At 44.1% G+C, this 12,880-nt stretch carries 16 protein-coding genes and 1 pseudogene; 9 read left to right on the top strand and 8 right to left on the bottom strand.

What is annotated here, in order from left to right; translation table 11 throughout:
* The first annotated feature begins 182 nt into the window (after positions 1 to 182).
* Together LYNGBM3L_RS03640 and LYNGBM3L_RS39595 are read left to right on the top strand one after the other, a co-directional pair.
* Positions 183 to 1,082: a phytanoyl-CoA dioxygenase family protein gene (locus LYNGBM3L_RS03640; RefSeq protein WP_008179234.1), complete on the top strand. Its 900-nt coding sequence runs from the start codon at positions 183 to 185 to the stop codon at positions 1,080 to 1,082.
* A gap of 29 nt (positions 1,083 to 1,111) precedes the next feature.
* Positions 1,112 to 1,363 (top strand): hypothetical protein, encoded by a 252-nt coding sequence (locus tag LYNGBM3L_RS39595; protein WP_131826982.1) that lies wholly within the window; start codon positions 1,112 to 1,114, stop codon positions 1,361 to 1,363.
* A gap of 552 nt (positions 1,364 to 1,915) precedes the next feature.
* On the opposite strand, the gene LYNGBM3L_RS39590 is transcribed toward LYNGBM3L_RS39595, so the two are convergent.
* The gene (locus LYNGBM3L_RS39590; protein WP_131826983.1) at positions 1,916 to 2,155 is read right to left on the bottom strand and encodes a hypothetical protein; all 240 of its coding nucleotides are present in this window, start codon (positions 2,153 to 2,155) and stop codon (positions 1,916 to 1,918) included.
* A 15-nt stretch (positions 2,156 to 2,170) separates the two neighbouring features.
* Here LYNGBM3L_RS39590 and mraY point away from each other — a divergent pair, with 15 nt between their 5' ends.
* Positions 2,171 to 3,280: a phospho-N-acetylmuramoyl-pentapeptide-transferase gene (mraY, locus tag LYNGBM3L_RS03630; RefSeq protein ID WP_008179230.1), complete on the top strand. Its 1,110-nt coding sequence runs from the start codon at positions 2,171 to 2,173 to the stop codon at positions 3,278 to 3,280.
* 649 nt (positions 3,281 to 3,929) lie between these two features.
* Here the strand turns inward: mraY and LYNGBM3L_RS03625 are convergent.
* The 3 genes and pseudogenes from LYNGBM3L_RS03625 to LYNGBM3L_RS03620 form a co-directional block, all read right to left on the bottom strand.
* Positions 3,930 to 4,184: a hypothetical protein gene (locus LYNGBM3L_RS03625; RefSeq protein WP_008179228.1), complete on the bottom strand. Its 255-nt coding sequence runs from the start codon at positions 4,182 to 4,184 to the stop codon at positions 3,930 to 3,932.
* A 136-nt stretch (positions 4,185 to 4,320) separates the two neighbouring features.
* Positions 4,321 to 4,656, bottom strand: a complete 336-nt coding sequence (locus LYNGBM3L_RS39585; protein ID WP_131826985.1) for a hypothetical protein — start codon at positions 4,654 to 4,656, stop codon at positions 4,321 to 4,323.
* Positions 4,657 to 5,182: 526 nt separating this feature from the next.
* A pseudogene (locus LYNGBM3L_RS03620) lies at positions 5,183 to 6,155 on the bottom strand (transposase family protein); the annotation flags it as partial.
* A 212-nt stretch (positions 6,156 to 6,367) separates the two neighbouring features.
* Here LYNGBM3L_RS03620 and LYNGBM3L_RS45410 point away from each other — a divergent pair.
* Complete coding sequence (locus LYNGBM3L_RS45410) at positions 6,368 to 6,541, top strand: hypothetical protein (protein WP_008179224.1); 174 nt, start codon at positions 6,368 to 6,370, stop codon at positions 6,539 to 6,541.
* A gap of 56 nt (positions 6,542 to 6,597) precedes the next feature.
* On the opposite strand, the gene LYNGBM3L_RS39580 is transcribed toward LYNGBM3L_RS45410, so the two are convergent.
* Positions 6,598 to 6,801, bottom strand: coding sequence for a hypothetical protein (locus LYNGBM3L_RS39580; RefSeq protein WP_008179222.1), 204 nt, complete (start codon positions 6,799 to 6,801; stop codon positions 6,598 to 6,600).
* A 229-nt stretch (positions 6,802 to 7,030) separates the two neighbouring features.
* Between LYNGBM3L_RS39580 and LYNGBM3L_RS03615 the strand changes: the two genes are divergently transcribed.
* From LYNGBM3L_RS03615 to cbiM, 3 genes are all read left to right on the top strand, one after another.
* On the top strand, positions 7,031 to 7,840 hold the full coding sequence (locus LYNGBM3L_RS03615; RefSeq protein WP_008179220.1) for a hypothetical protein: 810 nt from the start codon (positions 7,031 to 7,033) through the stop codon (positions 7,838 to 7,840).
* 261 nt (positions 7,841 to 8,101) lie between these two features.
* Entirely contained in the window at positions 8,102 to 8,596 is a 495-nt protein-coding gene (locus tag LYNGBM3L_RS03610) for a carboxypeptidase-like regulatory domain-containing protein (protein ID WP_008179218.1), read from the top strand.
* Positions 8,583 to 9,260, top strand: a complete 678-nt coding sequence (gene cbiM, locus LYNGBM3L_RS03605) for a cobalt transporter CbiM (RefSeq protein ID WP_008179215.1) — start codon at positions 8,583 to 8,585, stop codon at positions 9,258 to 9,260. Before LYNGBM3L_RS03610 ends, cbiM begins: the two co-directional genes overlap by 14 nt.
* 75 nt (positions 9,261 to 9,335) lie before the next feature.
* On the opposite strand, the gene psaK is transcribed toward cbiM, so the two are convergent.
* The gene (gene psaK / locus LYNGBM3L_RS03600) at positions 9,336 to 9,626 is read right to left on the bottom strand and encodes a photosystem I reaction center subunit PsaK (protein ID WP_008179213.1); all 291 of its coding nucleotides are present in this window, start codon (positions 9,624 to 9,626) and stop codon (positions 9,336 to 9,338) included.
* A gap of 482 nt (positions 9,627 to 10,108) precedes the next feature.
* Here psaK and LYNGBM3L_RS03595 point away from each other — a divergent pair, with 482 nt between their 5' ends.
* Both LYNGBM3L_RS03595 and LYNGBM3L_RS03590 read left to right on the top strand, forming a co-directional pair.
* Positions 10,109 to 10,450, top strand: coding sequence for a TMEM165/GDT1 family protein (locus LYNGBM3L_RS03595; RefSeq protein WP_324293447.1), 342 nt, complete (start codon positions 10,109 to 10,111; stop codon positions 10,448 to 10,450).
* 147 nt (positions 10,451 to 10,597) lie between these two features.
* Positions 10,598 to 10,885: a TMEM165/GDT1 family protein gene (locus LYNGBM3L_RS03590; protein ID WP_008179209.1), complete on the top strand. Its 288-nt coding sequence runs from the start codon at positions 10,598 to 10,600 to the stop codon at positions 10,883 to 10,885.
* Between the two features lie 96 nt (positions 10,886 to 10,981).
* Here LYNGBM3L_RS03590 and LYNGBM3L_RS03585 read toward each other — a convergent pair whose 3' ends face one another.
* Positions 10,982 to 11,497, bottom strand: coding sequence for a DUF4149 domain-containing protein (locus tag LYNGBM3L_RS03585; protein WP_008179207.1), 516 nt, complete (start codon positions 11,495 to 11,497; stop codon positions 10,982 to 10,984).
* A 173-nt stretch (positions 11,498 to 11,670) separates the two neighbouring features.
* Positions 11,671 to 12,858, bottom strand: a complete 1,188-nt coding sequence (locus LYNGBM3L_RS03580) for a 1-acyl-sn-glycerol-3-phosphate acyltransferase (protein WP_008179206.1) — start codon at positions 12,856 to 12,858, stop codon at positions 11,671 to 11,673.
* Positions 12,859 to 12,880: the final 22 nt, after the last annotated feature.

Raw genomic sequence — 12,880 nt, 5'->3', positions numbered from 1 at the left:
GTCGATGATAGGCTAGATATTTTATAGTCATAAGAGATAGTTATAAACTTAGCTTATTATAAACTTTTCACCGCAATATAAACTTCAAAATATTGATTTATTAAAATGCAATTATTCAGTATTAACCTATACATTTGATTATGGTATTCTATCAATTTAAGTAGAACTATGTTAGTGATTTTATGATTTTGATTGGTAATTCTTTGGGAAAAAAGACCAAACGTTTACCGGGAAAAATTAAGAGAGAGTCTTTCCGCATACCGATGCTACATAATTTCTACTATGGGGACTATCTCCTCCGACGAGAAAACCATTATAATTCCCTTCCTGCCCTAGCACCAGTAGATTTACCATTGTTGAATTATCTAAACAGACAAGGAACGTTTGTTACTTCTTTAGAAGAGTTAGGAATTTACTCTAAGGAACTGATAGATAATGCTGAGGATATATTACCAAAATTACGGGCATTGCCCATACCGAAAACTCAGTCTTATATAAACTATCGCGAAGAGCTAATTAGTTACCCACAAATTTTCAAGTGGGGACTTAACGAACGATTGCTTGATATTGTAGAAAATTACCTTGGTGTTCCAGTGTTCTTTGTTGGTGTAACCCTTCAAAGGAATATTGCCGATGGAAAACCAGTACATGTCAGGCAATGGCACGTAGATCCAGAAGACTATCGCATGGTGAAAATCATTATCTACTTGAATGATGTGGGGTTAGATGGTGGCCCTTTTGAATATATTCCCAGAAATTTAACCTCATCATTAGCTCAAACCCTGAACTACAATTATTACAGTTCTGGTTTTGTCTCGGATAAAGACATGGCAAGGATTGCGCCTAAATCTATCTGGAACCCTTGCTCAGGACCCTACGGCACAGTAATTTTTACTGACACACGCAGCATTTTCCATCGTCTGAAACCACCTACTGGATCAGAGCGATACTCAATGACTTTTGGCTACACTTCTAGACGACCGATCACAACCTTTGAGAGAATGATCTTCTCTAAAAACCAGTTGCAAGCCATTGCCAGCGGGCTAAGCCAACGACAACAAGATTGTCTCTTTTTAGATTAAAGCTGTGATCATCACAGTGGAGTTGCGCCATGATTAACCCAGCTGTTCGTAAGCATTCAGGGGTCAGCCGTCAGCCGTCAGCGGTCAGCCGTCAGCGGTCAGCCGTCAGCGGTCAGCCGTCAGCCAAAGGCTCACGCTACGCGAACAGCTTTGTGGAAATAACTCAGAGTGAAGTACCCCAACCTGCAACGCTCTCGGTTGGGGCTTCCAATTCTCAACTCAAATCAGGGACGGTCTTATTCGTCAAAAGGGTTTCCCGCGCGCGTCCCCGACGCCTCTAAAAGCCGCGCTAATATTGGTCTTACTCAGCGTCCACAGGCAGACATCCGCCTTCTAAGGACGTATAACTTTCACGACAGACTTACCTTGGAATTACAGCACTATGACTAACCAGCTGGGGCAAGTCTCTTCCCTGAGCTCCGCTAGTACTTTTATACCTTTTGGCCTAAAACTGATTGGATATTAGACCGTTTGCAAGGTAGCCTTTTAGTCGGTCAGGCGGGTCAGCAACCATAATTATTATAGCATGATTCGTCAAGATTTGTCACAACTTGTCGTTTCGCTATCCATCCCCAACCTGAACGTTCGCGTAGCCTGGCCAAAGGCCAGGTTGGGGAATTCCGCGAATCTTGTTAAACAAATGGTTAGCTGTTTTATTCAAAAGCTGAAAGCTGAAAGCTGATACGCGACACGCTGATAGCACCTCAAGTAGCACCATCTGTAGCCCATAAGCTGTTGGCGTAGCCTGCGCGTAGCCCATTAGCTGATACGCGACACGCTGATACGCGACACGCTGATAACTGAATGCTAACTGAATGCTTACGAGCTGACCATCACCATCTGTAGTGTTTCTGATCTCCCCAGACCTTGGTAGTGATCCGGTCATGGCGTGATGCGGTGATCCGGTCATCCTGTGATCCGGTCATAGCTTGATCATCTCGTAAATTTTCAAAAATCAGTCCTACCCTGAGCGATCGCAGACCTTTGATGTTAGGATTTGACTCGTAACCGTAAATTATACGGATATAAGCAAAGATACAGGGAATTGTATCTTTGTGAGGAGTGTTCAACAAAGGAATAAGAGGCTTGTGGTAGATTCTAAACGATTGTCTGGGCAGTTGTTCAACTTAACGGGAACTAAACTCCTATATATTCTATCAATCGGCTTAACTCTGGGTGCATTAATTCTGGATGGGACAGCAGCTCGCTCCCTGATCGCAGGTAACTCCATCACCATACCCCTGTTGATCTGTGCTCTGGTCACTACTGGGATTGGATATCGAGCAGTCCCCTTTCTACAAGCACTCAAAATGGGTCAGATTATTCGTCAAGAGGGTCCCCAATCCCATTTACAGAAAGCGGGTACCCCCACCATGGGTGGCATATTTTTTGTGCCGGTAGCGGTGGTGATTGCCCTGGTGTGGTCAGGATTATTCCTCCCACAGCAGGATTTTACCCCAGTCCTAGCGGTATCCCTAGCCACCCTTGGCTATCTGTTAATCGGCTGGGTGGACGATTGGCAAGTAGTCCAACGCCGTTCTAATAAAGGGATGTCACCGAGAATGAAACTGGCCTTACAAATTGTGGTCAGTTTACTGTTTTGTATATGGTTAGCACAAACGCAGCCAGCCAGTATCACTAACATCACCCTACCCTTGGGAATCGTCTTACCCTTGGGATTTTTGTTTTGGCCCCTGGGTATATTTGTGCTATTAGCAGAAAGTAATGCTACTAATCTTACCGATGGAGTGGATGGACTAGCAGCAGGAACCTGTGCGATCGCATTTTTAGGACTAGCTGCCCTGATTGCTCCAACCTCCCTTGGTTTAATGGTCTTCTGTGCTTGTATGAGTGGCAGTTGCCTGGGTTTTATTGCCCACAACTGCAATCCCGCCAAAGTCTTTATGGGGGATACCGGTTCTCTAGCCCTAGGAGGAGCACTAGCAGCAGTAGGACTTTTGACTGGGAACCTTTGGGGTTTATTTATAATTAGTGGTATTTTCTTCCTAGAAGCCGTCTCAGTGATTGCTCAAGTTAGTTACTATAAAGCCACCAAAGATGCCAATGGGGTGGGTAAACGTTTATTAAAAATGTCACCGTTCCACAATCATCTGGAACTTTCTGGCTGGTCAGAGACCCAGATAGTGGCGGTATTTTATTTAGTTAATGGGCTTCTGGTCTTGTTGTGTTTGGGGTAACCAACCTACAACAGCTAGCTCATAAACGGACTGGATCATTAGTGTGGAAAAATTCCTCCCCCCAATCTCGTTAAGGGGGGAGTTTTTGCTGAAGGTTTACCTGACTTGACGAATAGGTAATATTATCTCCGGTTGAATAGTTACACTTTGGCAAATCGAAAGCATTTGGCATTTGGCATTTGGCATTTGGCAGAAGAAAAGGAGTAATGTCTAAAGGGAAATGGTTTTTTATCATTAATTATCCGGACATGATATAAGCCGCGATCGCGAATTAGCCAACTCTAGCAACACTCAAGTATCAAAGGTCAACATTGAAACTGTTACCTTTCAGAGTTAATTTCCGTCACCACCCATAAATCAGGCAGTCTAGAGGAATTTACTTCAGTTTTTACTCCCGCTTCCCTTTTAAAAAAAATTCGGTCAAGTTTTGGTTAACGCCAATCCTTGACCGAATTATTTATTGCAATTTTCCACGCTTCACAGCCTAGCTGCACCTCAAGCCACTAGTGAAACCACCGAATCATGTTAGTTGTGCTCTACTTAGCCGGTCAATTGTCGGAATCCACAACACACTAAATTATCCTTGAAACTTGAGGCTTCGTCTTAGCCAGGGATTGGAATCCCTGGCAAATTACTATCTTAATCTAGCTTAATCTAGCAGCACATATCGAATCAAAATACTGATCACCTCTCCAGGATTTTCAGTAGGTTGAGGTGTGCTCCAATCATTAACCTGCGCGTAACCAACGGCATAAAGTGTAGAAATTGTGTTCCGAACAGCTTGGGGAGAACCACTTAAGATATGTTTGATTTGTTCCCGTCGTCGCTGTCCCTCACCAGAGGGCTTAGGCACACTAGGCTGGTTGGGATTATCACCAGGGTTGGGGACGAAATTTTGAGCCATAATGATTCGTTTCCTTTTGCTGAAAATTGCAATATATTTATTGTATACTTTGACGACGTTAAGGTCACTTATTTTTGAGATTAATTTAAATTAATTAATATTTTAAGGTTGAACAAAATATTGAATTGCTAATAAATTAGGGAGTCGGGAGTCGGGAGTCGGGAGTCGGGAATCGGGAATCGGGAATCGGGAATCGGGAATCGGGAGTCGGGAATCGGGAGTCGGGAATCGGGGTGGGGAAAATTGACTGGAGCTGATCACGATTACAGACGCGATCGCATATATCAAACAGTCGGGAGATCCCAGTCGGGGCGGGGAAAATTGACTGGACTATTTCACCAATACTTTCGCGATCGCATATATCAAACAGCTTTGTAGCACAGGCTTCGACGCTGTGACCTAAATCAGAGCCTAGAAACTCCTCAAAATATGTATCCAAATATACCAAAATATCCGGGATAATTCTCCCCATCTCCCCATTTACCCATTTCCCGACTCCCCTCGACTCCCGACTCCCGACTCCCTATTCCCTCTTCTCTGTTCTCTGTTCCCTATTCCCTGTTCCCTGTTCCCTGTTCCCTGCTCCGAACGCGCCCCGCGTGACCCACGGCCTCAGTCCCTGCTCCCTAAAGACCGCTATACTTCATTCTTTTTCTCCCACAACAAATAAAATAACAAAAGAAAAAACAGCAATAATTATGTCCCTAATTTCCCTAATTAGCTATTTATCTAATCGAATAATAATCCCATAGTATTCCAGGCAAAGGGCTGGCATCCAAAGGAAAAATGACGAATAACCAATTACTACTACCTAAAAGACACAAGGCATTTTTAATGTCCCTAAGCCTTTTAAAAACCCCTTGCATACCTAAAAAAAACCGCCTAGTATGTAATTGTGATTAGGAAATAATTAACCTGACACAAACCAAAAATAAATGGCTCTCCTAGATTAAGTGTGGTAAATTAGTATAAAAAATCTGAGGGGGTGACGAAATAAGCTAAAACGCAGATTCTATAAGCGACATAGCCCTTAAACCTCGTTGATAATACTTTCGTTTATTAGGATTTAATTTCATTAATTCGGTTACTAATTCTAGACAAACATCCTTAAACTTTATCCAGGTTTGACCATATAAACCAACGTAAAAACTGGACGGTGCGCGCCTCCAAGGCCGGGGAACCCGGCCTTGGGTCGCACCGCTATGTCTCCGCTCCATACGTCCATATTCTTTTACACGACCCACATAACTTTGGATTCCTTTACGTTTAATATGTTGACCTTTAAAAGTTGCAGAAGTATAAGCTATAGATATCAATAAAACTATAGAAATAAACCGTTTACCCTCAACTTTAGTGTTTTCTAAATTATAACCACCACTCTTGAAATCTCTAAACACTCTATATTAAATCTTTTTTTGTAAGCGGAAATTGCCAACTCTAATTTATCAAAGTTTGTCAAAATAAACCATCCTTCTTTGGCCTTGGCCTTTGGGCCACGCTGCGCGAATGGCCACGCTACGCGAACGGCGCTCTTCCTTTGAGTTTACGTTGCCACTTACCAGCAACATTAAAACTGGAAAAACCACGGGTTTTGGTAACTTTAACTCCTTGTCTTGATGCAGTCGCTCATGGGGTTTACCCCATGAGCGACTGCATCAAGAAGCGGGATAACTTTTGACAAGATTATTTGTTGTTCTGTTAAATTACTACTCCCTTTGGCAACAAAGTAAAATATACTGGAAACGCCCTTTTCTCCCAAATTAAGCTAACCATTAATAAATTGATGGAACCCCAATTCGTTCTATCAATTGCTAAATAAATTATTTGATTATCAGTAAAGTAGGTTTTCAATCAGTCTTCAACTATTGGCAACCAAACTTTGTCAAGTGTTAGATTGGGAGATCATAAAAATCTTTTAATTATTTTTATTATACTTTCAAATTTAATCGGTAAAGGGAGAGCATTGGCTAACTTTTATAAACTCACTTTTTTAATTGACTGTAAGAGATTGACGAAAATTTTTAAGGAAATATATTCGGCTAGAGTAAATTTCCTTGTTAGGTGGTTTTGGTATAATGTGGGTAACATTGTTAATAGGTAGGTTTTGTTGCAAATAAAAGACCTACCTTTTTTTACCATTTTATGGTACAATAGCGGTTTTTAATCTAGTAAGGTACAAGTTTTTGGGTTTTAGGGAGCAGGGACTTCGGAAGAGGGAAGAGGGAAGAGGGAAGAGGGAAGAGGGAAGAGGGAAGAGGGAAGAGGGAAGAGGTAAAAAAATATGTGTACCTCATGAGGATAAAAAGCGCTATATACCATTTTTTGATTCAGCAACGCCGGATTTCTTGGTGTTATGAGAAATCACGATTGGGTTTGATGATATAGCAATTTTCATTTTGGTGAGGTACTTTGCTTATCCTTTTAAGGCAGAGGGCAGAAGTAATAAGACATTAATTTTGAAGCTTTTAAAGGCAATGAGCTCCAATAAAGACTGTACCTCATAGGTATGATAAAAGCGGTTATAGCGTTTGAGATCTGAAGGGGTACATTCAATTTTCCCGCTTAGCCAGTCCCGACTCCCTCGGTGCGCTTTCCGTAGGCGAATTAAATTCGCCACGGGTCGCACCGCTCCCGACTCCCTCGGTGCGCTTGACCCGTAATTAAATTCGCCACGGGTCGCACCGCTCCCGACTCCCTTAATGGAGTGTGGCGAGATGGGGGAGAGGGGCATTGCACATTACCCCAAAATTCAGTTTTATTAAGTTTTGTATACTAATTAAGGTAAAAGCGAAGGTAGAAGCGATCGCATAATCATGATCACAAAGGTGCAAATATGGGTAAACATAATGGTTATAGCTGTCTTTTTCCTCTCAGGCTGTGGTGATGGTGACCCCAAGAGCGAGACTAAGCCTACAGCAGGGAATGGCAAGCTGCAATTTCGGGCTAACGGTGAAGACTTTGTCCGACAGGGCTTTGTTTCCAAAGACCGTTGGCAAATATCTTTCGATCGGGTTTACATCAACCTAGCGGACATGACAGCTTACCAAACTAACCCTCCCTTTAACCCCGATACAGTAAAGGAAATCTCAGTCCAAGAGAAAATTATCCTGCCCAATCCCAAAACCATCGATTTAGCGGAGGGGGGAGAGAATGCCGAGCCAATTCTGATTGGTGAGATAGCTGATGCACCAACTGGTCATTACAATGCTCTTTCCTGGAAAATGCTCAAAGCCAAGATTGGTTCAGCAATGGGTCAAACCTTAGTCATGGGTGGTAAAGCTAGTAAGCAGGGACAAACCATTGATTTTGTGATCAAACTCGACCAAGAGATTGAATACCGCTGTGGTGAATTCGTCGGTGATCAGCGCAAAGGGATTCTAGCCAAGGATGGGGAAGCTGAGATAGAAGCTACCTTCCACTTCGATCACATTTTTGGCGATAGTGATCTGACCGCCAATGACCCCCTCAACACTGGTGCGATCGGATTTGAGCCATTAGCTGCACTGGCTAAGGACGGCAAACTAGAGGTGACCATGGCTCAGCTTCAATCAGCACTCCCAGCTCGCACCTATCAGCAGCTTACTCAAGACATTCTGCCTAACCTAGGTCATGTCGGTGAAGGTCACTGTAAATCCACGCCAATTTCTAGGTCATGACGTACCCAACACCCTTACTCCAAACCCCGGAGTCTTATAACCTAGAGTCCTGATCAAGACAAGGAAAAATCGAGAGGTAGTGCTAGAAAAATCAAACCTGATCAGCTCTGACCCATCGCGCTTTGCATGACTCTTGAAGAGGGGGAGAGTGGGAGAGTGGGAGAGGGTCACAGAGATTGACGACTTTTCCGGAAAGTAAAAAATATGCCAATTAAATGCACACTAGCTTAACAGTCAACACTCAACAGTCAAGAATTAAGGATGAAGTGGAAAGGTTTGATGCTACTGAGCCTGGTTTCTGTCTTGAGTTGGTCAGTCAATGCTGAGGCTCACGGCACTAGGCTTGAATCTAAAACTATCGAGGCGATTGAGATTAATGCTAATTACGACACTGGTAAACCGATGTCCAATGCCCAAGTAACCATTTATGCTCCCAATAATCCTACCACCCCTTGGCAGACCGGGACTAGTGACACCAACGGCAGGTTTATCTTTGCTCCCGATTACGCTCAGCAGGGAAATTGGACAATTCAGGTGCGCCAAGCTGGTCACGGTGGCATGATTACTCTTACTCTTGGTGAGGAGAATTCTGCTGTAGCGGGTCAGTCATCAGCAGCGGGTAACTCCCTAATGATCTCATCAACCAGTCCTAGTTACACCCCTGTTCAGAGAATGCTCATGGCAGCTGCTGGTGTCTGGGGATTTGTGGGTACAGCACTCTTTTTCTTAGGGAGGAAAACTAATGCACATTCCTGATGGTATTCTCCCTGCTTCTGTCTGTCTTGCTGGTTATGCAGCTACTGGTGGACTCACTTGGTATGCCCTACGTCGAATTGATCAACATCAAAACCCCCAGGAGGCAATTCCCAGAGCGTCCTTACTGACTGCTGCCTTTTTTGTCGCATCCTCAATTCACCTCCCCATCCCACCAGCGAGTGTCCATTTCGTTCTCAATGGCTTGTTAGGGGCAATTTTAGGTTATTACGCCGTTCCTGCCATTCTGATTGGTTTGTTTTTTCAAGCAGTTATGTTCCAGCATGGTGGACTCTCCACCCTCGGGATAAATGCAGCCATGATCGCAGTATCAGCAATCTTGGCTTATCACCTGTTCCAATTGCGGCGGGTGTTTGGTAAAGGCAATCGAATTGTTACTGCTATCTTCAGCTTCTTGGCGGGTGCTGCTGGCTTGGGAGTGGCGACGCTAATATTCTTCGTCCTAGTCATTACCAATATTCCTGCTAATTTTAATGTGGCAGCAGAACGGATAGCAATTTACGGGCTAATGGTTGCCCATATTCCCCTGATGGTGATCGAGGGGTCGTTTTCAGCGGCAGTGGTGTTATTTTTGCAGCGAGTTCAACCAGAATTGCTAGGGGAATCGGGAAGGGGAAGCAAATACGATATCAAAAGTCAAAAATAATTTTAGACTAATTGGGGCTTCTGCCACTGCCCCCTCTCCCCTCTCTTCCCCTGAAGCTAAGTCCTTTTTAAGACCTTACAGAACACCACTAGTGGCTAGACCTAAGATGACACCAGCCCCTAGGATGTGACCCAGGCTAGTAGTTGCCAAGAGTTCAGGGATACCAAAATTGGCAAACAGTCCAGAGGCACCAGGTAAAGCTGGGCCTTGACCGGGGTTTTTGATGGCAAAGCGACCAACAGTAATCGCAAACAGATTACACAAAATCATTACTATCCCCACTGTGGGACTCCACTCTGGGGTCACCGGAACAGAGGTTTCCACAGCAGCTAACAAAATTGAGTTAATCAATGCAGTTTCTCCCATATTTGATAAATTGATCAGCAATCAAAGCAACTAAGCAATCAGTAATCAGCAATCAGCAATCAGCAATCAGCAATCAGCAATCAGCTTTTGAATAAAACAGGTAAGCTTTGGCCTGTGGCCACGCTACGGTAACGTTTAATCTGAGTTACGGCTGACGGCTGACAGCTGACAGCTGAATGCTTACCAAAGCAATCATAAGAATTTTCGGGGAGAAAAGTCTCAACTTGTTTTAAGAATTTACATTTAGGACTTACGCATTTGCACCCGTTGGTCCCCCAGAGGGGGACTTTGACATCATTACCCCTCCCGGTGCGCTTTCCGTTGGCGAATTTAATTCGCCACGGGTCGCACCGAAAAATTGGGGGGCTAGGGGGGCGAAATCAACTTAACCGCCTAAGTCCTGACATTTTGAGAGCGATCACAGCCTCAGAATTTATGTAAAGTTATGCAAATTTTGGTAAATTGTATAGAGTACCTATATCTTGAGCAGTTTTCCAGTGACTCAATCTGACCAGAGTCAGCCAGTAAAAGTAAACCAGATGGCTGTATGGGGAATCTTTAGTTCAACCTTCCTAACCATCTTTCTAGCGGAGATGGGAGACAAGACCCAATTGGCAACACTACTAATCACTGCTGAATCCCAGTCTCCATTGATTGTGTTTGTTGGTGCTGCCGCAGCACTGATATCTACTAGTTTGCTAGGTGTACTGATTGGTCATTGGCTCGCTAAGCGCTTCTCCCCTGAGATGATAGATACTGCTGCCGGAACACTTTTACTGTTGATATCAGTTATGCTTCTGTGGGATGCAATCAAACTGAATTAGTATTAGTTAGATGGTTGAAGGTTAGACGGTTGAAGGTTAGACGGTTGAAGGTTAGACGGTTGAAGGTTGTTCGCGTAGCGTGGCCGAAAGGCCAAGGTTGAAGGTTGGAGGTTTAAAGTTGAAGGTTAGATGCTTTAAGGTTAGACGATGGATTGGCAATTACTAGGACTAAGTTTCCTAACGGTATTTTTAGCTGAAATTGGAGACAAAAGCCAATTGGCAGCGATCGCACTCAGTGGTAGTCTCAATTCCCCCCGTACTGTGTTTTTGGGAACTATAGCGGCACTGATACTTGCTAGCTTTCTGGGAGTAGTAGCTGGGGGAGGGGTGGCTCATCTATTACCTACTCGTCTACTTAAAGCGATCGCAGCCATTGGCTTTGCTTTGATGGCATTACGGCTATTGTGGCCTTCAGAAGGAACGGTGGAGGATTGATCCCCCACCACCCCACCTCCCTTTCACCCGATTAACCTGACAATCATTTCGACGAGCATTAATCACCTCTGGGGTTAGGGGGAGTGTGGGAGCAGGTCACGAACACACCAATCTACGATAGTCTTGATAGCACCAGCTAAGTAGTGTAGTCCCTCCGATTAACTTGATTGCTTCTAGCAGCCAGTAGCCTTCATGCATTTGCACCATTCCTGCTGGCATGCCACTCACTGGCTCTAGAAGATTCAGTTGTAGAGCCATAGCGCTCATCTGGGGTGTCATGATGTAGGTATAAATGATTGCGATCCCTAGCATGAGCAGGGATAATAAAATAGACCAGCGTCTGACGTAATGATAAAGATTAGAACTACCACGCAGCACTAGGAGGCTAGCTAATATTAAAGCGCCACACAAAAGCTCAACACGATTAAATGTCCAGAAGATTGAATAGCCAGCTGTAGCAAAACTAGCTTGACTCATCATGCCAGCTGTAGACATGCATGGCATGATCACAAAGTCTATAACCAAACTGCTACTCAGCCAAAACCCTAAAGCAAACATGGCAATGGTTCGCCAGCGGCTTTGCTGTGAATCCACGCCAAAAACAGCGTTCATAAAATTTCCTCTACTTTCTATCCTGCTCTTAGCTTAACCAATTGTTTTTGGAAAAAGTGTGAAGTATTTTTGCAAACAAAAGTATTTTTGCAAACAAATTTTAAATTAATTGTCAGGACTAATCTCAAATCCAGTTGAGTAATACTGTAAGCATATGCGCGTAGCGCATATGCTTACGATAAATTTTCTTGAACTGTCTGTTGCAGTTGTTGGGTCAACATCTCCACTGTAGCTGCTCGGTTTTGTCTGTAGGACTCAAAATGCTCTTTGAGGTTTATGGGGTCTCCAATGCGGAGCTTCGCTTTCCGGTGTCCTTTCGGCAAAGGTCGATCAAACTTAAACACTTCCCGCTCTAGTCGAGTCAGGGTATCTAAAAAACGCTCTGGTGTAGGGGAGGCCGCAACATAACCATCGTAAATTGCATCAAAGTTCAGCAGGCGGAGAGTAGCTTGGTAAATTGATTCATAAGTCGTTTCATCAAACTGTTCTAACTCTTGAGCACGGGATTTTAAGACTGACTGAATTTTATACACTCGTTCTCGGATTGGTGTCATGGTTGCCGGTGTTAGCTCTAGCTTCTGTTCACACTCACTCAACAGATGAGTTTTGAGCTGGTTAATCCGTTGGTTCCAATCCATCTGAGTGGTTTGGTCTAGATTCAGGTCATATTCAGTCTCCAAGCGAAGAATTACTTGCTCAGCCACAGCCCGTAAACGCCCATAGAAGTTTGGTGCGATCGCATTAATGTTGAACGCCTTCTCTAGACGGGACAGGGTCTGATCAATCACTGGCTTCATGGAATCAGTGTAGTGGTACTTCAGACTTACCGGTACTAAATAGAGATTAGGAACAGGTTCACCCTGTTTGACCATTTGGTTCATTGCTTGTAGAGGCAGTTGAATAGCTCCCGTTCGGAAGGGCATAACCGTATCATTTTGATAAGAGCAGCCGCCTTCGGGGAAAATTACCAAATCACAACTCGGTTGCTTCAGTAACTTTAGGGTTTGGGCAATGCTGGCGCGATCGCCTAAACCCCGTCTAATCGAGTAGGCTCCCATCAGGGGCAGAAATTTTTTGTTCCATCCCCGGAAACTCTCGTAAGCCACAACATAGTGAAACAGTTGCCCTAACCGAGTTGATAACAGAAACAGAACCACCCCATCATCAAGGGTAGGATGATTCGGGAGATAAACCACCCGTTCCTCTTCCAACCGAGCCAGTTTCTCTAGGTCCGTAGACTCAACCACTAACTTCAGTTTATAAAAATTATCGGCGAGTAGATCAGAAAAGCTTTGACAGAGGCGGGTTAATACGGGATTGAGCCTAGGTGGATAGAATTGAGGGCTTGACAAAACAGACATAGGATGTATTCCAAGAGGAGAT

Source organism: Moorena producens 3L, from assembly GCF_000211815.1.
Taxonomy (GTDB): domain Bacteria; phylum Cyanobacteriota; class Cyanobacteriia; order Cyanobacteriales; family Coleofasciculaceae; genus Moorena; species Moorena producens.
This window is presented reverse-complemented; position numbering and strand designations above follow the sequence as displayed.